The 19,760-nt window shown below is 55.2% G+C and carries 18 protein-coding genes; 14 read left to right on the top strand and 4 right to left on the bottom strand.

Annotation, left to right across the window (positions count from 1 at the left end; translation table 11 throughout):
* Positions 1–134: 134 nt before the first annotated feature.
* Entirely contained in the window at positions 135–872 is a 738-nt protein-coding gene (locus SBI19_RS12765) for a hypothetical protein (RefSeq protein WP_317968653.1), read from the bottom strand.
* A 148-nt stretch (positions 873–1,020) separates the two neighbouring features.
* Between SBI19_RS12765 and SBI19_RS12760 the strand changes: the two genes are divergently transcribed.
* Positions 1,021–3,000, top strand: a complete 1,980-nt coding sequence (locus SBI19_RS12760) for an ABC-F family ATP-binding cassette domain-containing protein (protein WP_317968651.1) — start codon at positions 1,021–1,023, stop codon at positions 2,998–3,000.
* A gap of 73 nt (positions 3,001–3,073) precedes the next feature.
* Here the strand turns inward: SBI19_RS12760 and SBI19_RS12755 are convergent, their stop codons facing one another.
* The gene (locus tag SBI19_RS12755; protein WP_317968649.1) at positions 3,074–3,289 is read right to left on the bottom strand and encodes a hypothetical protein; all 216 of its coding nucleotides are present in this window, start codon (positions 3,287–3,289) and stop codon (positions 3,074–3,076) included.
* Between the two features lie 378 nt (positions 3,290–3,667).
* The gene (locus SBI19_RS12750; RefSeq protein ID WP_317968647.1) at positions 3,668–4,624 is read right to left on the bottom strand and encodes a D-2-hydroxyacid dehydrogenase; all 957 of its coding nucleotides are present in this window, start codon (positions 4,622–4,624) and stop codon (positions 3,668–3,670) included.
* A 133-nt stretch (positions 4,625–4,757) separates the two neighbouring features.
* Between SBI19_RS12750 and SBI19_RS12745 the strand changes: the two genes are divergently transcribed.
* Positions 4,758–4,994, top strand: coding sequence for a DUF6953 family protein (locus SBI19_RS12745; protein WP_317968645.1), 237 nt, complete (start codon positions 4,758–4,760; stop codon positions 4,992–4,994).
* Positions 4,995–5,148: 154 nt separating this feature from the next.
* Here the strand turns inward: SBI19_RS12745 and trxB are convergent, their stop codons facing one another.
* Positions 5,149–6,087 carry a thioredoxin-disulfide reductase gene (gene trxB / locus SBI19_RS12740; protein ID WP_317968643.1) on the bottom strand — a complete coding sequence of 313 codons (939 nt, stop codon included), beginning with the start codon at positions 6,085–6,087 and terminating at the stop codon, positions 5,149–5,151.
* 189 nt (positions 6,088–6,276) lie between these two features.
* Here trxB and SBI19_RS12735 point away from each other — a divergent pair, with 189 nt between their 5' ends.
* The 12 genes from SBI19_RS12735 to SBI19_RS12680 all read left to right on the top strand — a co-directional run bounded on the left by SBI19_RS12735 (position 6,277) and on the right by SBI19_RS12680 (position 19,757).
* Positions 6,277–6,957 (top strand): response regulator transcription factor, encoded by a 681-nt coding sequence (locus SBI19_RS12735; RefSeq protein ID WP_317968641.1) that lies wholly within the window; start codon positions 6,277–6,279, stop codon positions 6,955–6,957.
* Positions 6,954–8,345, top strand: coding sequence for a sensor histidine kinase (locus SBI19_RS12730; RefSeq protein WP_317968639.1), 1,392 nt, complete (start codon positions 6,954–6,956; stop codon positions 8,343–8,345). Before SBI19_RS12735 ends, SBI19_RS12730 begins: the two co-directional genes overlap by 4 nt.
* A 113-nt stretch (positions 8,346–8,458) precedes the next feature.
* The gene (galU, locus tag SBI19_RS12725; protein ID WP_317968637.1) at positions 8,459–9,343 is read left to right on the top strand and encodes a UTP--glucose-1-phosphate uridylyltransferase GalU; all 885 of its coding nucleotides are present in this window, start codon (positions 8,459–8,461) and stop codon (positions 9,341–9,343) included.
* Positions 9,344–9,392: 49 nt separating this feature from the next.
* Positions 9,393–9,773 (top strand): metal-sensitive transcriptional regulator, encoded by a 381-nt coding sequence (locus SBI19_RS12720; RefSeq protein WP_483312280.1) that lies wholly within the window; start codon positions 9,393–9,395, stop codon positions 9,771–9,773.
* A gap of 333 nt (positions 9,774–10,106) precedes the next feature.
* Positions 10,107–12,389, top strand: a complete 2,283-nt coding sequence (locus tag SBI19_RS12715; RefSeq protein WP_317968635.1) for a heavy metal translocating P-type ATPase — start codon at positions 10,107–10,109, stop codon at positions 12,387–12,389.
* Between the two features lie 27 nt (positions 12,390–12,416).
* Complete coding sequence (locus tag SBI19_RS12710; RefSeq protein ID WP_317968633.1) at positions 12,417–13,421, top strand: hypothetical protein; 1,005 nt, start codon at positions 12,417–12,419, stop codon at positions 13,419–13,421.
* A gap of 66 nt (positions 13,422–13,487) precedes the next feature.
* Positions 13,488–13,697, top strand: coding sequence for a cation transporter (locus tag SBI19_RS12705; protein ID WP_317968631.1), 210 nt, complete (start codon positions 13,488–13,490; stop codon positions 13,695–13,697).
* 102 nt (positions 13,698–13,799) lie between these two features.
* Entirely contained in the window at positions 13,800–14,078 is a 279-nt protein-coding gene (locus SBI19_RS12700; protein ID WP_317968629.1) for a hypothetical protein, read from the top strand.
* A gap of 623 nt (positions 14,079–14,701) precedes the next feature.
* On the top strand, positions 14,702–15,826 hold the full coding sequence (locus tag SBI19_RS12695; RefSeq protein ID WP_317968627.1) for a GntR family transcriptional regulator: 1,125 nt from the start codon (positions 14,702–14,704) through the stop codon (positions 15,824–15,826).
* A 128-nt stretch (positions 15,827–15,954) separates the two neighbouring features.
* Entirely contained in the window at positions 15,955–16,650 is a 696-nt protein-coding gene (gene araD, locus SBI19_RS12690; protein WP_317968625.1) for an L-ribulose-5-phosphate 4-epimerase, read from the top strand.
* 600 nt (positions 16,651–17,250) lie between these two features.
* Entirely contained in the window at positions 17,251–18,591 is a 1,341-nt protein-coding gene (locus SBI19_RS12685; RefSeq protein WP_317968623.1) for an FxLYD domain-containing protein, read from the top strand.
* 14 nt (positions 18,592–18,605) lie between these two features.
* Positions 18,606–19,757 carry a S1C family serine protease gene (locus tag SBI19_RS12680; RefSeq protein ID WP_317968621.1) on the top strand — a complete coding sequence of 384 codons (1,152 nt, stop codon included), beginning with the start codon at positions 18,606–18,608 and terminating at the stop codon, positions 19,755–19,757.
* Positions 19,758–19,760: the final 3 nt, after the last annotated feature.

The raw sequence follows: 19,760 nt of genomic DNA, 5'->3' as shown, positions 1-19,760 counted from the left end.
GCGAGGAGGACAGCTCTTTTTGTCGTGTGACTAGACCGTTCAGACTGTAGGTGCAGAAATGCACCTAAAGCAGGCGTCATCGCCGTTGCGTCGGCCAGTAGGTGTGTAAACCGTCTGACCTACAGGGCTCCGCACTATTCCAATTGCTTCCGCTTGCGCCTCATCCGCACGAAGAACACGATGGCTGTCGCGAGCACGACGAGAGCCGCTCCGCCGGCGATCGCAATATGCCGCACATTCGGTACATGTACTTCGACCTGCACGTCATTGACCTTCGCAGCGGACAAATGCCAGGTTAATGACTTTCCGCCATTCGATACGACATCGGCGTTGTTCGAGGCGGCGCGGATCGGCATCGTCAGCTTGAAGTCGAGTCCAATCTGGCGGAGCGCCAGATTACGAACGAGCGGGGATAACGAGGAGAGCTTATCATCCAGCTTGCTGCTCACCTGCTCGGGAATGAGCTTCGTCATATCAACAGAGGCAGATACGGCTTCTGTTGTGTACCACCAACTGCTTCGTTCTGTCGTGCGAGTCACTTCGACGCCAGGAATTTGCAGAGGAGCACTTTGCTTTAGATCGAGATCCCGCGATGCGCGAAGCGTTTTGCTGCCGCTTGCGGACTTCACAGGATCGACCTCGAAGCCTTGCTTCGTCAACTCGTCGCCAATCGTCTCCCAGAGCCAATCGCCGCTGATGGCTTGCATCAATTTGTTGTCCAGCGTAATCACTAGATTCAACTGAGCGGTTCCGTTCGCTTTGACGCGAAGTTCGGCCTCGCCTCTGGCACAACCCGTTGTCGCGATTAGTAGACTGATAGCAAGCAGAATCATCAGCATTTTCAGATATGTAGGCCGAATAGAGTTGATCATGGTTGTTCTCCGATCGAAGTTTTGTTCTAGGTCGTACTTTACGCGATTGCACGGCCGCTTTGCAAGCGGGCAGGCAGGCTGGCCGCAGGGGATTGTGCTATAATAAGGGGATGTTGACTGTGAATAACGGAAAAGAGCGTGAATAACGATGCATATATTGTCAGTTGAGCATTTGACGAAAACATACGGTGAAAAAATACTATTCGAAGATATATCGTTCGGCGTTGCCGAAGGCGACAAAGTCGGCATTATCGGCGTGAACGGCACAGGCAAGTCAACGCTGCTCAAGGTTATCGCGGGGCTGGAGCAAGCGGATGCGGGTACCGTCTCGATGTCGGGTCGAGTGATCGTACGTATGCTGGCGCAAAATCCGGCTTATGATCCAGAGGAGACGATTCTGGAGCATGCACTTGGCGGCGATTCCCCGCAGCTCGCTGCAGTCAGAGCTTATCATGCAGCACTCGAAGCGCTCGAGCTGAATCCATCCGATGAAGCACAGCAGCAGATGCTGGTAGCCGCGAACGGGAAGATGGACGAGCTGAATGCATGGCAGCTGGAGAGCGATGCGAAGATGGCGTTGTCCAAGCTCGGTCTTCAAGATTTCAATCTGCGAATGGGCGTCTTGTCTGGCGGTCAGCGGAAACGGGCGGCGATGGCGGCTGCGCTCGTACAGCCTTCGGATCTGCTTATTCTCGACGAGCCTACCAACCATATCGATAACGAGTCCGTCGCTTGGCTGGAAGCGATGCTGCAGAAACGCCGCGGCGCGCTGCTCATGATTACGCATGATCGCTACTTCTTGGATCGTGTCGCGAATCGGGTACTGGAGCTGGATCGCGGCCGCGCATTCTTCTATGAGGCGAACTACAGCCGCTTCTTGGAGCTGAAGCTGGAGCGCGAGGAGCGGGAAGCGGCATCGGAATCGAAGCGGCAAAATCTGCTCAGGAACGAGCTCGCTTGGATTCGCCGCGGTGCAAAAGCCCGGACGACGAAGCAGAAGGCTCGCATCGATCGGTTCGAACAATTGAAGGCGCAAGCACCTGCTCAGGTCGGCGGCAAAATGGACGTGTCGGTCGCATCCTCCCGCCTCGGCCGCAAAATCGTCGAGCTTGAGCATGTCGGCCACAGCTTCGGCGGACGGAAATTATTCTCGGACTTCACCTATAAGACGGTGCCCGAGGATCGCGTCGGCATCGTAGGCCGCAACGGCAGCGGCAAATCGACGCTGCTGAAGATTATCGGCGGCCGACTACAGCCGGAAGAAGGCGTTGCGGACATCGGGCCGACGGTCAAGATCGGCTGGTTCTCGCAGGAGCATGAAGAGATGGACGAATCGCTGCGCGTTATCGAGTATATCCGCGAAGGCGCCGAGCAGGTGAAGACGGCCGATGGCAGCAGCGTATCGGCTACGCAGATGCTGGAGCGATTCCTATTCCCGCCGGCGATGCAGTGGACGTATATCAGCCGCCTGTCGGGCGGGGAGAAACGTCGTCTGCAGCTGCTGCGCGTGCTGATGGAAGCGCCGAACGTACTGCTGCTGGACGAGCCTACCAATGATCTCGATATCGCTACATTGTCGGTATTGGAAGACTATCTCGAAGATTTCCCTGGCGTTGTGTTCATCGTATCTCATGACCGGTATTTCCTTGACCGTACGGTGGACCGGCTGTTCGCTTTCGAAGGCAGCACGGAAGTTGCGATTCATACAGGAAACTACACGGAGTACGAAGAACGGACTGGCGGCGGTCGGGACGGAGGCGCGGACGGCGATGCAGCTGGCAAGGCGTCTGGCACTTCGGCGTCTGGCGGCAAACAAGCCGGAGGCAGCAGCGCTGCTGCACCTAGTGCCTCCGCGGACGCAGGATCGGATGGCGGACGTACGAAATCACTGAAGATGTCGTACAAGGATCAGAAGGACTTCGAATCGATCGATGGTTGGATCGAGGAGACGGAGAACGCGTTGGCGGCTGTCGCGCAGCGGATGGACGAATCGGGCAGCGACTCCGTCCTGCTGCAGCAGTTGATCGCGGAGCAGCAGCAGCTGGAGGCGAAGCTCGAAGAGCTGATGGAGCGCTGGACGTACCTCAACGAGCTCGCCGAGCAGATCGAGGCGCAGAAGCGAAAGTAATTTAAGAAACAGAGCCCTCACCAAGTCACGAGGCGACGATGGTGAGGGCTCTGTTATGTTCGTCTACGCTAATTTAACGCTTGCGAAGCTCGAAGATTTCGCACTCGGCGCGCGAGTAGTAGGAGACGTCGCTGACACTTGACTGGATGACGACGGTGTTGTCGTCGAACCGCACAACCACGCCGCCGTTCTCGATCATATGATCGTCCTTGAAGACGCGCAGCTTGAGCTGTTTATCCAGCGCCTCCTGAAAATCGTTGTCCGTGAATAAGCGGCGATTAATCGACATCGGATCAAGCACTCCTAACGAATAAGTATGTTTCAAATCCCGCAGGGATCAATCCCAATTACGGTCCTAGATCCCGCAGGGATCGCTACTAATTGCGCTCCAAGATCCCGCAGGGATCGAACCGCAGGAGCGCCAACAGTAGAGCGTGTCCCAAAAGGGACGAAAGCGAGGATCCGCACATAGTAACGCAGGCGCATCGAATCGTATGCGAACGTTCGAACGTACCTAGTTACAGCTGCACAAGCCGAATCCACCAACCTATCTAGACCAGTCCTGCGGGAGTCCAGAGGGCAGCCGCCCTTGGGGCCCTCCCTCTCGGGAGAGGGAGGGTTTGGGTGGGTGTGGATCCCTGAGGGTTTGGGTGGGTGTGCGTTATAATTAGTATCTTACAGCATAGTCCACAATGTTACGGTCCGGACGACCAGTCTCGATATAACTCTTGAAATTATGAATGAACAGGTCGGCAACGCGTGCGCTGTATTGGTCGGACTGGCCGCCTATGTGCGGAGTAATAATAACATTATCCAGCTTCCACAGCGGATGACCTTCTGGCAGCGGCTCTGGCTCCGTCACATCGATGCCGGCACCGGCAATGACGCCATCGCGGAGCGCAGCGACTAGATCATCGGTCACAACGGAAGGTCCGCGGCCCACGTTCACGAAGAAGGCGGTAGACTTCATCTGCGCGAAGACGGCTGCATTGAACAATCCGTTCGTCTCGTCCGTCAGCGGCAGCAGATTGACGACATAGTCGCTCTCCGCCAGCACATCTCGGAGCCCGGACATATCATACATGCGATCGAAGTGCTCAGCTGGCTTGCCGCTGCGGCGGACACCGAGCGTGGTCATGCCGAATGCGCGGCAGATATGCGCCAGCTCAATACCGATTTCGCCAGCGCCAATGATGCCGATCGTCTTGCCGTGAATCTCGCCGTAGCTGCCTCGCAGCTCCCAGCGGCCTTCGACCTGATTGCGTATCGCGCTATGTACATTGCGTGTAAAAGCAAGCATCAACGCCAGTGTCGTCTCCGACATTTGGTTGGGATGGACGCCGCTTGCGTCCGTCAGGACGACGCCTCTAGCCGCTAATTTATCCAGCGGCAGCTTGTCGACGCCTGCCGACCAGCCTTGCACCCAGCGGAGTTTTGACTCCGGCAGAAGACCGTCTGTTTCTACTGCAGGACTCCAGCCGATTACGATTTCTGCTTCGCGGAACAGGGCGCTGTCCAGATCCTTCACCTTGCCGAAAACAACGTTCCAGCCTGGGGTCGCCTCTCGAATACGTGCTTGCTGCTCGGGTGTATACCCGCCCATAGCGATAATAGTACGACTCATGATGATATCCCTCCATGCTTTAAGAAGTTGTTCAATAATTTTGCTGAAAACCCGACTTTTTGAACACGTACTGTAAGATCGTCTAACTAGTATAACAGAAAATAGATTGCGAAAAATAAGGAGCGTGACGGATATGACGGCAACAGCAGAAGAAGTAGCGCAGTGGATGGTAGATGAACTGAAGAATAAAGGGATTTTGCACCAAGAGGAAGCAACCCGGTATATCGCCAGCCGCTATGGCGAATCGTTCCTCTACGTGAACGATAATGGCAATCTGTCCATCGGCAAAGATGTAAAGAAAGCGTTCCGCAAGCTGCATAAGGGCCGGGCCGCTTGGGAGCGGGACGGGTTCTTCTGGGGCTGGGCTTAAATCATCCATTACAACGACAAGGGCTGTACCTGCGGTGGATTCGTATCCTCCCGAAGGTACAGCCCTTTGCTGTGTACTGCTCATCCGTCACTGCTCATCCGGAAGACCGGTCTGAAATGCGCATAACGCTCGCTGAACGTTGATGCCTGCGATATTACGCTTTCGCAGCGCTGTGCACTTCTTCGAGGTAACGTTCCGCTTCAAGCGCGGCCATGCAGCCGCTGCCTGCAGCCGTAATCGCTTGGCGGTATTTCGTATCTTGCACGTCGCCGCAAGCGAAGACGCCTGGAATGTTCGTCTCCGTCGTACCTGGCTTCACCACGATGTAACCATTCTCGTCTGTCTGGATCTGACCGCCGAGGAAGCCCGTGTTCGGCGTGTGGCCGATCGCCACGAATACGCCGTCTGCCGGGATCACTTCTTCTTGGCCCGTTGCGTTGTTGAGAACTTTCAGACCTGTTACGCCCATGCCGCTAGCGACAACCTCAACCGGCGTGTTATTGAGCGCCCAGCTGATTTTCTCGTTGGAACGAGCGCGGTCCTGCATGATCTTGGAGGCGCGCAGCTCTTCGCGGCGGTGTACGAGCGTAACATCCGTTGCGAAGCGAGTCAGGAAGTGAGCTTCCTCCATAGCGGAGTCGCCGCCGCCGATGACGATAATCTTTTTGCCGCGGAAGAAGAAGCCGTCGCAGGTTGCGCAAGTGCTCACACCGCGTCCAACGTTCGACTGCTCGCCTGGGATGCCGAGATATTTGGCCGAAGCGCCGGTCGATATAATGATCGATTCCGCTTGGTACACTTTGCCGCCTTCAACGTTAATCGTGAAAGGACGCTGGCTGAAGTCGACGCTGTTGACCCAGCCCGTCGTGAACGTAGCGCCGAAGCGCTGCGCTTGTTTGCGCATATTGGACATCAGCTCGGAGCCGAGCACGCCTTCCGGGAAGCCTGGGAAATTCTCGACTTCGGTCGTCGTCGTCAACTGTCCGCCCGGTTGTGGACCTTCGATAACGAGCGGTGCCATATTGGCGCGCGCCAGGTAGATTGCAGCTGTAAGGCCAGCAGGGCCGGTACCGATAATAATGGTTTTGTGCATATAAATGTCCTCCTGAAGTGGAACTGTATTTAAAATGAGTACAGTTGAAGTTGTATTAAGTTTAGATTTATTACAAAGAGTTGTCAATGGATTTTAAGCCTTCTCTAAGGAAGCGGCTGACAGCCCTATGCTATGATAGAGCAAGTGGTCCATAGCGTGCACGGTTATAGGAATGAAGGAGAGAGCTCAGTGGCGAAGATATTAGTAGTGGACGACGACGCGAACATTCGCACCTTATCCAGCGTTTTTCTGAAACGGGAAGGCTTTGATGTGTTGCAGGCAACAGACGGCGAGGATGCGCTGCAGCAGCTGGAATCGGTACGTCCGGATATGGTTATTATGGACATTATGATGCCTCGAATGGACGGCTGGGCATTGTGCGAGACGCTGCGCGATACATATGAGCACGATATTCCGCTGCTGATGCTGACTGCCAAAGGCGAGACGTCGCATAAAGTGCGGGCTTTCGAGCTGGGTGCGGACGACTACTTGGTCAAGCCGTTCGATCCGATTGAGCTGGTCGTCCGCGTGAAGGCGCTGCTGAAGCGTTACCGGATCGTCGCATCGCATCTAGTCGAGGTCGGACGCATTGCGCTCAGCCGGGTGGAATATGACGTGATGGCGCCTGAAGGACGCGTCAAGCTGCCGCCGAAGGAATTCGAGCTCTTATTCAAAATGGCCAGCTATCCGAACAAAACGTTCTCCCGCGAACAGCTCATCGAGCAGCTGTGGGGCGTCGATTATGAGGGAGACGAGCGGACGGTGGACGTCCATGTGAAACGGCTGCGTGAACGGTTCCCAGAGGAAACGTCAGGCTTCCGAATCGTAACGATTCGAGGCTTGGGTTATCGTCTGGAGGTGACAGGGTGATCCGCAGCCTCTATGTTCGCTTGGTCGGGATGTTTCTCGTCGTGGTGCTCGTCAGCATCGCGGCATCATTCCTGCTGACAAGCCAGTCGTTCAAACGGTTCACCCGCACCGAAGTATCCGTTCAGCTAATCAATACGATTGCCGATATTGAGCGTCTATACAATGTGGCGGCACCGCGAGCGCTGCTGCCTTTCTTGTCAGAAACGGCTAGGCTGCAAAATGTGTCCATCGTCGGCGTCAGCGCCGATGGCCGCTGGTTCGGCTTTGGGCAGCATTTTCGCGCGATGGGCAGCCAACTGACGGGGGAGCAGGTGGAGGCGATTTTCAGCGGCCGAACGATTACGGTTACGCTCAAGCAGGATGACGCGACAGGCACGCTTCCGCGAATGGCAGTAGGACAAAGAGCTAGATTCGGGCAACTGGAGCTTGCGATTCTTGTAAGTCCGGATCGCGTTCCGCAGGAGCGCAGCTTCATGCGGACTTCCAATATGCTGCTGCTGACCATGCTGATCGTCGGCAGTCTGCTATTTTTCATCGCTGCGCATTATATGGTTAGCCCGCTCAAGCAATTGACGCGCGCAACCGCGCGCTTGGCGAAGGGGGATTTCTCCGTTCGCGTGAAGATGAACCGGAAGGACGAGCTTGGCAAGCTGGCCGACAGCTTTAACCAAATGGCGGACAGCTTGAGTCGCATCGAGACGATGCGTGCGGATTTCGTGTCCAGCGTATCGCATGAGCTGCAGTCGCCGCTGACGTCGATCGGCGGCTTCGCGGAGGCGCTGCGCAGCATGGAAGTGACAGAGGAAGAGCGCAATCATTACGTTGATATTATTAAGCAGGAGAGCGGCCGGCTGTCGCGGCTCAGCGATGGTCTGCTGCGGCTCGCTTCGCTTGATTCGCAGCATCATCCGTTCCATCCGCAGCCGATTCGGCTGGATCGGCAGCTGCGCGACGTGGTGTTATCGTGCGAGCCGCAATGGGCGGACAAGTCGATTGAGCTGGAGCTGCATTTGCACGAGACGACGATCGATGCCGATCGGGACGGACTTAATCAGGTGTGGCTGAACATTCTTCATAACGCCATTAAGTTTACGCCGGAGGGCGGACGCATTACGATAGGGATGAAGGAATCGGAAGACGGCGGAGCCGTAACGGTACGGGTAAGCGATTCGGGGCCAGGCATATCGGAGGAGGCGCGTTCCCGCGTGTTCGAGCGTTTCTATAAGGCGGATCCATCGCGTGATCGCAGCATCGGCGGCAACGGTCTTGGACTATCGATCGTTAAGCGGATTGTTACGCTTCATGTCGGTACGGTCGAAGCTGAACCGAACGGCGCGGATGGCGGTGCGGTCATCGCCGTAACGCTTCCGACATTGCCGAAGGCGTAGCGGATAGCCCTTGCTGAGGCTAGGTTTATCATTTTCAAGCGGGAAATGGCATACGATTCCCAATATGGCCGTTGAAGAACGAGTCGAGATGAAGAAAGGCGGATGCTGCGCTAATGATGGAGAGAAAACGTGTACGCAAAGCAATCATTCCTGCAGGCGGATTAGGTACGCGATTTTTGCCTGCGACGAAGGCCCAGCCCAAGGAAATGCTTCCGCTGATCGATAAGCCTGCGATCCAGTACATCGTGGAGGAAGCCGTCGCATCCGGCATCGAGAGCATCATGATCGTAAGCGGACGCAACAAACGTGCGATTGAAGACCATTTCGACAAATCAGCAGAGTTGGAGACGGAGCTGGAGGAGCGGGGCAAGGAGGAGCTGCTCGACATGGTTCGCGGCATCTCGAAGCTGGCTAATATTTTCTACGTCCGCCAGCGGGAGCCGCTTGGGCTTGGCCATGCGGTGCTGAGTGCGAAAGCTTTTGCCGAAAATGAACCGATCGCCGTTCTGCTTGGTGACGATATTCTGCTGTCCGATCCGCCATGCTTGAAGCAGATGATAGATGTATATGAACAGACCGGTTCATCCGTCGTTGCCGTTATGGAAGTGCCGATGGATCAGACGCATAAGTATGGCATCGTAGATTTAGAGAGCCCGGGTTATTCGAACCGCATACGCGGCATGGTGGAGAAGCCGGCGCCTGGGGAGGCGCCGTCCAATCTAGCGGTCGTTGGCCGCTACGTGCTGGACCCTGCCATATTCGGTCTGTTAGAGGATGCTAGACCTGGCAAAGGCGGCGAAATCCAACTGACAGACTCGCTTGCGGGGCTGAATCGGTTCTCTCCGATCGAAGCTTTCCCGTTCGTTGGCGTTCGGCACGACATCGGAGATAAGCTTGGCTTCGTGCAGGCGACGATTGATATGGCGCTGAAGCGGCCGGATCTGTCCGATGCGGTGCGTGCCTATATGATGGAGCGGCTGTCCCCTTCACATACCTAGCGGGGGTATGTTAGAATGATCGCGAATAGGTGCAAGGGGGCGGAACGGAATGAACGAGGAAATACGAACGGAACAGGATGAACGGATGGAAAGCGCGGGACCAGGTGCGTCGGCGCATCAGGATGCTTGCTGCACGGTGACGGATGATGCAGTGCGGAAGAGCCATCATTCCGACAAAGTAAAGGGCAGTCTCATCAATCGCTTGAATCGGATTGAAGGACAGATTCGCGGATTGAAGGGTTTGATCGAGAAGGATACGTACTGCGACGATGTCCTTATTCAGATCGCTTCGGTACAATCTGCGCTCAATGGCGTCGGCAAGCTCCTGCTCGAGGAGCATATGCGCAGCTGCGTGGTGGAGCGCCTGCAAGAGGGCGACACGGATGTGATCAACGAATTGCTGACGACGATGAATAAATTGATGAAGTAACCGATAATGCAGCCTCAGCTTGGTAATAATCCAGCTGAGGCTGTTTTTTGCGCTGTGGAATGGTTTTGCCTAGGCTTGAAGATTCAGTGACATTAAAGATTATCTATAAGAGAGGTCTGATCGTTCTTATTTAAATGGGCATCGAATTGTCGGACAAGCATGGATTCACGACGCTTAGAGCGCGGAACGGTAGGCTGGCAGGAGCGCTTATTATCGCGGAGGGTCCATGGGATATTGGCGGTTTTTCCATAAAATTACGAAAATCGCTTGACACAATATAGGGGGTGGGGGTATATAATAGAGGTGTAAGGTATACAGGAGAGGTGATGAGCGATGCAAACGAGCAACCAACGCGACATCGACCAGGCTGCAGTACTTGCTGCTACAGCTTCGGCTGATTTTAATTTAGAGGGTATGACTTGCGCTGCTTGCGCGAACCGAATTGAGAAGGGGCTCGGCAGGCTGCCGGGCGTTGCGAAGGCGACAGTCAATTTCGCAATGGAGACGGCGCATGTCGAGTACAACCCGACGGCGGTATCGCCCAATGATATGGAGCGCAAGGTGACGCAGCTTGGCTACACGGCAGTGCAGAAGTCAGAGGCGGCGCCGCAATCGGGCGCTAAGGATCGGACAACGGCGCAGCGCAATCGGTTGTTCCTGTCGATTATCCTATCGCTGCCGCTGTTATGGACGATGGTGTCGCATTTTGCTTGGCTGGATTGGATCTATCTGCCGGATGTGCTCGCGAATCCGTGGACGCAGCTGGCCCTGGCGACACCGGTGCAGTTCTATATTGGCGGACCGTTCTACATCGGTGCTTTCAAGGCGCTGCGCAATCGGAGTGCAAACATGGATGTGCTCGTTGCGCTCGGTACATCCGCTGCCTACTTCTACAGTCTATACGAGACGATCAAGTGGCAAAATGCTGGCGGGGCAGCGATGCATGGACACGGCGGGATGATGGAGGGGCCGCAGCTGTACTTCGAGACGAGTGCAATCCTCATTACGCTCGTCATCATGGGTAAGCTGTTCGAGGCTCGGGCGAAAGGACGGTCATCGCAAGCCATTCAATCGCTTATGAAGCTGCAAGCGAAGACGGCGACGGTGCTGCAGGATGGCGAAGAGCATGTACTGCCGATTGAGCAGGTGTCAGTCGGCGATGTGCTGCTCGTGAAGCCTGGCGATTCGATTCCGGTTGACGGCGTTGTGCTGGATGGCCGCTCATCCGTTGATGAGTCGATGCTTACGGGCGAGAGTATGCCAGTGGATGTCAGTGTCGGCGACCGCGTCATCGGCGCTTCGCTTAACCGCAATGGCATGCTGAAGATTCGCGCAGAGAAGGTTGGCGCGGATACGGCGCTCGCTCAGATTATTAAAGTCGTAGAGGATGCGCAAAGCTCGAAGGCGCCGATTCAACGGCTGGCGGATGTCATCTCAGGCGTGTTCGTCCCAATTGTTGTTGCGATCGCGGCGTTGACTTCGGTTATCTGGTTCGTCTGGATTGAACCGGGCCATACAGCGAAGGCGCTTGAAATTGCGATTGCCGTACTCGTCATTGCCTGCCCTTGTGCGCTCGGGCTGGCTACGCCGACTTCCGTCATGGCGGGATCGGGCCGCGCTGCAGAGCTTGGCGTGTTGTTCAAGGGCGGCGAGCATCTCGAGCAGACGCATCGGATCGACACGGTCGTGCTTGATAAAACAGGTACGGTTACGAACGGGAAGCCGCAGCTGACCGACGTTGTCGCTGAGCATCCGAATGTGCTGCTGCGGCTCGTAGGCGCGGCGGAACGCTTGTCCGAGCATCCGGTTGCGGAGGCGATTGCAGCAGGCGCGAAGGCGCGCGGATTGATGCTGCCTGAGGCAGAACAGTTCGAGGCGCTTCCAGGCTTCGGCATTCAGGCGGTCGTCGAAGGCCATGAGCTGCTCGTTGGAGCGCGCCGTCTGCTGGAACGCTTCGATGTCGATCTGACGACAGCGGATTCGTCGGCCGAGTCATCGCTTGAAGCGCAAGGGAAGACCGTTATGCTGGCTGCTGTCGATGGCAGATTCGCTGGGCTCATCGCGGTGGCGGATACGGTGAAGGAATCGTCGCGTGAAGCGGTTTTACGGCTTCGTTCATTGGGCATACAGGTAAGGATGGCTACGGGTGATAATGAACGAACGGCGGCTGCGATTGCGCAGCAGGTTGGCATTGAGCATGTGATCGCCGGGGTGCTGCCTGAGCAGAAGGCGGCCGAGATTCAGCGGCTGCAGCAGCTAGGGCACAAGGTCGCCATGGTTGGCGATGGCATTAACGATGCGCCTGCGCTTGCAGCGGCTGATGTCGGGATCGCAATCGGCACAGGAACCGATGTGGCGGTTGAGACGTCGGATGTGGCGCTTATGCGCGGCGATCTGAACGGGATCGCCGATGCGATCGAGTTGAGCCGGGCAACGATGCGCAACATTCGGCAGAACTTGTTCTGGGCGCTCGCCTACAACGCGATCGGCATTCCGATTGCTGCTGCTGGTCTCTTGGCGCCTTGGGTCGCCGGCGCCGCAATGGCGGCAAGTTCCGTATCGGTCGTTCTGAATGCGCTGAGGCTGCAGCGGCTCCGTCTTCGTCAGCCATCATGACGATAACTACCTGGAGCTGATGAACCAATGAAACAAACGATAAAGCTGCTGCTGCTTGCGGTTGTCTTGGCCGGTACGTTGTCCGCCTGCGACCGCGAGATCGATAGGGCGGCATCAAGCGTTACCCCGACGAACGCTGATCAAGCGATGGATGATGATAGTAGCGACAGCACGGATTCGCCGACAGGGGTAGAGCTTGGGACGCCGCCTTTGCCCTCGCATTCGCACGGTAACGAAGCAGCGACCTCAGATGAGATCATGGAACATGATCATGCTGGGATGAGCAGCGATTCGCATGCATCTCACGATGGTATGGAATTGTCCGCGAGCGAAGAAGACGGGGATGTGCAGGTGGTGCTTGCACCGGAAGCGGGGGCGCTTATGGCCGGAGAGGATGCAGAGCTAACGATTCGGATACTCGGCGAGGATGGCGAGCCGATTACGAAGTTTGCGCTTAGCCACGAGAAGCTGCTCCATCTTATTATCGTAAGCGAGGATATGCAGCAGTTCCGGCACATTCATCCAGGCTATGACGGCGAAGGCGTATTCCGCGTCATGACTCAGTTCACGTCGGGCGGACGCTACAAGTGGTTCGCGGACTTCGTTCCCGATGGCGGCCATAGCATGACGCGCGCCGGTTGGCTGACAATAGGCGGCAAACCCACTTATGATTTACCTGCTCCTCAGCCTGATGCCAGCCTCGTACAGAAGGTGGACGGCATTGAAATCGCACTCGCCGTCAGCGAAGCGGAGGCGGGCGAGAATGCAACGCTCACCTACACCTTCCGAGATGCGAAGACGGGCAAAGAGCTGACGGATATGGAGAACTATTTGGGAGCGGCGGGGCATGTCGTTATTTTGTCCAAGGATATGGAGACGTATCTGCATGTTCATCCGAAGGAGCATAATAGCGGCAGTTCATCCGCATCGTTCACGACTGTATTCCCGGCAGATGGCATCTACAAGGTATGGGGACAGTTCCAGCGGGAAGGCCGCGTTGTCACCGTGCCATTCGTCATCCAGGTCGAATGAGTCATGGACGAGTGAGAGGTTAGCGTAAGATACTATAGTGGGATCATCATGGAAGGGGAGATTCGAATGTCAGTTCAACAAACGGTATTGAAAGTATCCGGTATGTCTTGTGGTCATTGTGTCAAAGCGGTGGAGGACGCGCTTCGTCCGCTTGGTGCGAAAGGTGAAGTAAGCTTGGCGGAGGGCACAGTCAACGTGACTTTCGATCCGGGCAGCGTAACATTGGACCAGATCCGCGATGCAATCGAGGATCAAGGATACGACGTAGCGAAGTAAGTTTAATTGTAACTTCGTAATAGCAGCACTAGTAATAGCCTTAGTTGTGAGCCAAGCTCGCGGCTAAGGCTTTTATTTGAATATCAAGGGGAGCAGTGGGGAATGAAAATCTATGAATCTAGCAAGGTGCCGGACGGGATGTTCACACGATCGCAGCTGCGCAAAATGGGATTAAAGCCAGTGTCGCGCCATACCGCATACGTCGTCTTCCTGCCTCATCAGAGGCGATACAAGCTCTACACGCTGGAGCATGCGCGCCCGATAGACCCTGCGGCAGGGTATTCGATCCTGGCGGCGGATGACTCGGAGGATGCGAGAAGAAGGTTCGATGACATTAGGAAGCGTGTCGCCGACAAAAGACAGTCTACCGTTCAGCACTAACGGTTCTGATATCGGCTATAGAGCTGTTCTGGTGCCATAGAAAATTGTAACGGTTGTACTAGTGCTTATTAACTCCGATTAATACAAGAAACCGCACATTTCCCCAGCAATAGTCTTACTGGCAACCGTAAGATGAAGAAATAGGTGGTTTGCAATTGATTTAACCTCTGCAGCAACCGCTGCGTGTTGTTGAAGTGACTCGATTAGCCTACGGCAGAGTCCTTACACCAGTTTCCTCTACTTGTCCAACCCCTATCGCAAGGTGCAGAAGTGCACCTAACAGTCCAGCCGAGCGCATTTCGGTGCTGCGAAGGTGCAGAAGTGCACCTAACAGTCCAGCCGAGCGCATTTCGGTGCCACGAAGGTGCAGAAATGCACCTAGCAGGCAGTCGGGCGCATCTTGGAGTCGCAAAGGTGCAGATATGCACCTAACTGGCCCTCCGTGCGAAACTCAGCGCAATCCAGCGCAACCCAGCGCAACCCACGAGCCTTCCACGCCGCCCTGAGTTTACCGAAAACACAATCTCCCATCTATTTTCAGGAAAACGATACGCTAATGTACGTACAAGTTGAGCTTATGTTATACTGTTAAGCATACAACTTTACTTTAGATGAGGTGTGTCGTGAAGGATCAGCAGACGCCTAAATATATACAATTAAAGCAGGAGATATTGTCTTGGATTGTAACGGCGCAATTCAAGCCGCACGACCGGCTGCCTTCGGAGAACGAGATTGCCCGGCGCTTCAAGATGAGCCGTCAGACGGTACGCCAGGCGCTCGGCGATCTGGAGCAGGACGGCTGGCTCTACCGGACGCAGGGCAAAGGGACGTTCGTCGCCGAATCCCAGACGGCAGTGGATCGCAAGTCTTCGCCGATCGGCATGACGATCGGCATGATTACGACGCATATCTCCGACTATATATTCCCGACGATCGTCCGCGGTGTCGAGTCGTCATTGCGCGAGCGTGGGGCACGGATGCTGCTCGCCAGCACGGACAACGAGAAGTCGAAGGAGCGCGACAGTCTGGAGTCGATGCTGCATGAACCGCTTGCTGGACTCATCATCGAGCCGACGAAGAGTGCCGAAGGCAATCCGAATTTCGATTTCTTCCTCGCGCTTGATGCGCGGCAAATCCCGTACGTCATGCTGAACGAACGGTACACCGATGTCGACGCGCCATGCCTGAAGGTAGACGACGAGCTTGGCGGCTATCGGGCTGCGGATTATTTGCTGCGAATGGGACATGAACGGATCGCCGGCTTCTTCAAGACGGATGACTACCAAGGCGTACATCGGATGCGCGGCTTCCTGCGGGCATTCCGCGAGCGGAAGCAGCCCGTTGCTGCCGATTGGGTCGTCCGCTATTCGTCCGAAGAGAAGACAAGCCGTCCGCTTGAAGCGCTGGAGCGCATGCTGGAGCGGGAGGCGGAGGAACGGCCGACGGCGATTTTTTGCTACAATGATGAGTTGGCTGTACGGATGCTCGATATCATTAGACGGCGCGGTCTGTCCGTACCGGACGATCTATCGATGATCGGCTTCGACGATTCGAATCTGGCGGTCGCAACGGAAGTGAAGCTGACGACGATTGTACACCCGAAGACGAGCATGGGAGCAGACGCTGTGGAGCTGCTGATGAAGCTCATAACGCAGCGGACACCACGCGGTTCTTGGAAGGATGTCGTCTATGAGCCGACGCTTGTAGAACGGGAATCGGTGAAGGATCTGAAGGAAAAAAACGCGTGACATGCTTGTACGTACAACCTATAATAAATTCATGCAATTACAGTGGGATGTCCGTATAAGTTCATAAACTCGAGTTCAAATGACATCCAAGTCAAGCAATTGATAGGCATGAGAGGAGTGCTTCATTCATGTTGGAATCGTTGAAACAAGCCGTATGGGAAGCGAATATGGAGCTGCCCAAATACGGTCTGGTTACGTTTACGTGGGGTAACGTCAGCGGCATCGACCGCGAGAGCGGTCTGGTCGTTATTAAGCCAAGCGGCGTACCTTATGAAGAAATGCGTCCTGAACATATGGTCGTTGTCGACCTCGACGGCAATGTAGTAGAAGGCAACCTTCGCCCATCGTCCGACACGCCAACACACGTTGTGCTGTACAAAGCGTTCCCGACAATCGGCGGCGTTGTACACACGCACTCGCCATGGGCAACGAGCTGGTCGCAAGCAGGCCGTTCCCTGCCGGCGCTCGGAACAACGCACGGCGACTACTTCTACGGTGAAGTGCCTTGCACGCGTCCGATGACGGAAGCTGAGATTCAAGGTGCTTACGAGCTGGAGACGGGTAACGTTATCGTGGAAACGTTCGAGAAACGCGGCATCGATCCTGCGCAAGTGCCGTCCGTATTCGTATTCAGCCATGCGCCATTCTGCTGGGGCAAGGATCCGCACAACGCCGTGCATAATGCCGTTGTACTCGAAGAGTGCGCGAAGATGGCCGTTCATACGTATGCGCTCAACCCTAACACGCAGCCAATGGATCAGAATCTGCTGGACCGCCACTACCTGCGCAAACATGGCGCTAACGCTTATTACGGACAGAAGTAATTCGCCTGTCGTGCAAGCAATGCAGTGCGCCTTTATGCGCGATGAAGCATTCATCATCGCACCTAGAGTGAGGCTAACGGGGCGGCGCGCCCCGGCGGGCTTATGTGCCCGTGAAGCGCAATGGCTTATTTGGCGCGGTCCTGCGGGATCGCGCCTTTTTTTATAACAGAAGAAGCCGTTTGTCTATAGAGCTTGCATAAGGTTGATTAGACGGATGGATCCGCTCAGTTCGAGCAAGAGCTCTCTGGTATATTAAGGGAGGCGGAGATGACGGCGATCGCCTATTTGCAGCATTATTCGATAGCAGACGTGTTGAATCGGATCGAAATCGTTAAGCTGTAAATTTTTTGACAGAATTAAAGGTTGTTCAGCCTTCTTTGCTCGGATTATAATGTGTTTAAATGCAATTTGTTGACCGGTGTATGTTGTCCATTCGTTAGCTGTCGAGAGCGCTCGACGGCTATTTTTATTCAATCAGCCGGTTCACCTTGGGACTATCCTCACGTTGGATATGGCTATTAATTGTTTTACAATGAAGAGTGCTTGATTTGAGAGGACAAGTAGATTCGCTGGAATCTTCATATATAGGGGTGAATCATCATGTATTGTACCTACTGCGGAAAACAGAACCATCAGCCGGATGGCCGATTTTGCAGCTATTGCGGCAAAATGCTAGCATCTGATCCGCTGCTAGAGGAGGAAGGGGAGCAGGAGGCTGCGGCGGCGGGCGTTCGAATGGAAGAGTCGTTGCCGCATTTTGCCGAGCAGCTGGCCGCATCGTTATCGCATACCGTTCGCAGCGAACCGGATAACGAAGCGTTCGATGAGCTGGAGACCGTGCTGCTGCATGTAGATGATGAAGAGGAGCAGGCAGAGGTGCTATCCCGAGGCAGAGGCGGGATTCGTATTTATACTTGGCTCGTTCCGGTGCTGCTTGCAATGCTCGTAGGTGCCGGCGTCTACGGCTATTATTCCTATGAATTGCTGCAAAATGAGCGTGTGACGAGCTGGCAGAATGAAGCGAAGCGGCAAGCGCTTCACGGCAGCTATGAACAGTCCGCTCAACTGTTGGACAAGGCGATCTCGGCTCGTCCGAAGCTTGCAGCGCTGCAGGCCGATCGTGCGATTGTGCAGGAGGCTGCGGATATGGCGCGCAAGCTCTCGAGTGCCGAGAATATGCTCAAGGACAATAAGCTGGATGAGACGAATCAACTTCTCGCTGAGGTGAGCCAGACGCTTAACAAGCGTGAAGAAGAGCTGTTCGAGCCGCTGCGCTCCAGCTTGAAGGAGCAGCAGGCGGAGCTGACGGTTCAGCAGATCAAATCCGAGCTGGATCAAATTGATTCCGTTAAGGAGCTTATCTCGAAGCTGCGAGTTGCGGATGGCCTTGCCAATGAGGAGTCAGCCGCGGTGCATGAGCAGATTGTGGCGCGAATCGGCGAGCTATCGATCCAAGAAGGCGAACGGCTGCTCGAACGGAAGAGCTTTAATGATGCAGCCTCGGCTGTAGATATCGGGTTGGAGTACGACAGCGGCAATGAGAAGCTGCAATCGCTCAAGGATAAGATCGCTTCAGATAAGAAGGCATACGAGGAAGCGGAACAGAATCGCATCAAGCTGGCGCAGCAGAAGGCGGCAGAGGAAGACTTGAAGAATCGGACGGCGGCGGTGGAAGTAGAGGGACTTACTTCGACTCTCGATGAGAATGGTGATGTCCATATTCACGCAAAGCTGCGCAACATAGCGACGAAGACGATTTATTCGGTATATGTGGAATATACGCTGCTCGATGAAGCTGGGTCTGTCATCAACACGGGTACGATTTACGCGACTCCGGATCAAGTGGAGCCGGGAGAGACGGCTGTCGTCGATGACATTTATTATAACGCTTATCAGAAAGCACAGGTGCGAATCGACCGTGCTGGCTGGTTCTTGGAATAAGGTGAGGTCTGCATATGAATCGAAATGGATGGATTTGTTTGATCGCTAGCCTGCTCGTGCTGATCGGCGGAACGATCGGTGCCTTGGCGATTCATAACGACGTGCCCAAGCGGTTGACGAACAGTCCGCTGTTGGCGCAGCCGACCGTGGATGAATCGAAGACAGCGGCAGCGGATAAGACGCTGAAGGATATTATTTTTGCAACGCAGAAGCTGGTTGTCATGATTGAGACGGACAATGGCTTAATCGGATCAGGTTTTCTCTACAACGATCAAGGCGATCTGATTACGAATGGTCATGTCGTCATTGGGGCGCATAAAGTCAAAGTGAGAACGGCCGATGCAAGGGAACTGGATGGTACCGTCATTGGCATCGGCACCGATGTGGACGTCGCTGTCGTTCGAGTGCCGGAATTGGCGGGGACATCGCCGCTAGAGCTGGAGACCGAGCATATGGGCGAGATCGGGGACGAAGTGATCGCCATCGGCAGCCCGCTTGGTTATCAGAATACGGTCACGACTGGCATTATTAGCGGTGTCGGGCGAGAGCTTGATATCGAGCCGTATTCCTACAAAGATATGTATCAAATTTCGGCGCCGATCGCGCACGGTAACAGCGGCGGTCCATTAGTGGATCGTGAGACGGGAGCGGTAATCGGCATCAACTCGGCAGGTGCGGAGCAGGGGGCGATCGGCTTCAGCATCCCGATCGGGCAGGTGCTGTCGCTTGCTGAAGGCTGGTCGGCTTCGCCGATGACGAAGCTGCCGGACAATCTCGCGATGGACTCCGACATTTTCCAAGAAGGAGAAGTGGGCGACGTCACATTCGAGGATATGGCTTCGTATCTTGTGACGCATTTCTACGATAGTCTCAACAGCGGTGACTATGTTTATGCTTATTCGTTGATCGGAAGCACGTGGACCGCATCCACTTCGTATGACACGTTCCGCGAGGGCTATCTCGGAACCCGAAATATATCGATTGACGATCTGAGCGTTGAGGTGCAGGAGGATGAACGAGCGGTCGTCACGGCGAACATTACCGCGCAGGAGCGGGTGGATGGCGCATTCGTCGACACGCCTTATAAAGTCGTTTATACGGTCGGTTATGAGAATGACCAGCTGAAGCTGTTGAGCGGCAAAGGTCAGCGTATCGTGACTCAATAGCAA

It is taken from the genome of Paenibacillus sp. CCS19, from assembly GCF_033239625.1.
Lineage (GTDB): Bacteria > Bacillota > Bacilli > Paenibacillales > Paenibacillaceae > Paenibacillus_T.
Note: the sequence above shows the minus strand (reverse complement) of the source record. Positions and strands in the feature narration are given on the sequence as shown.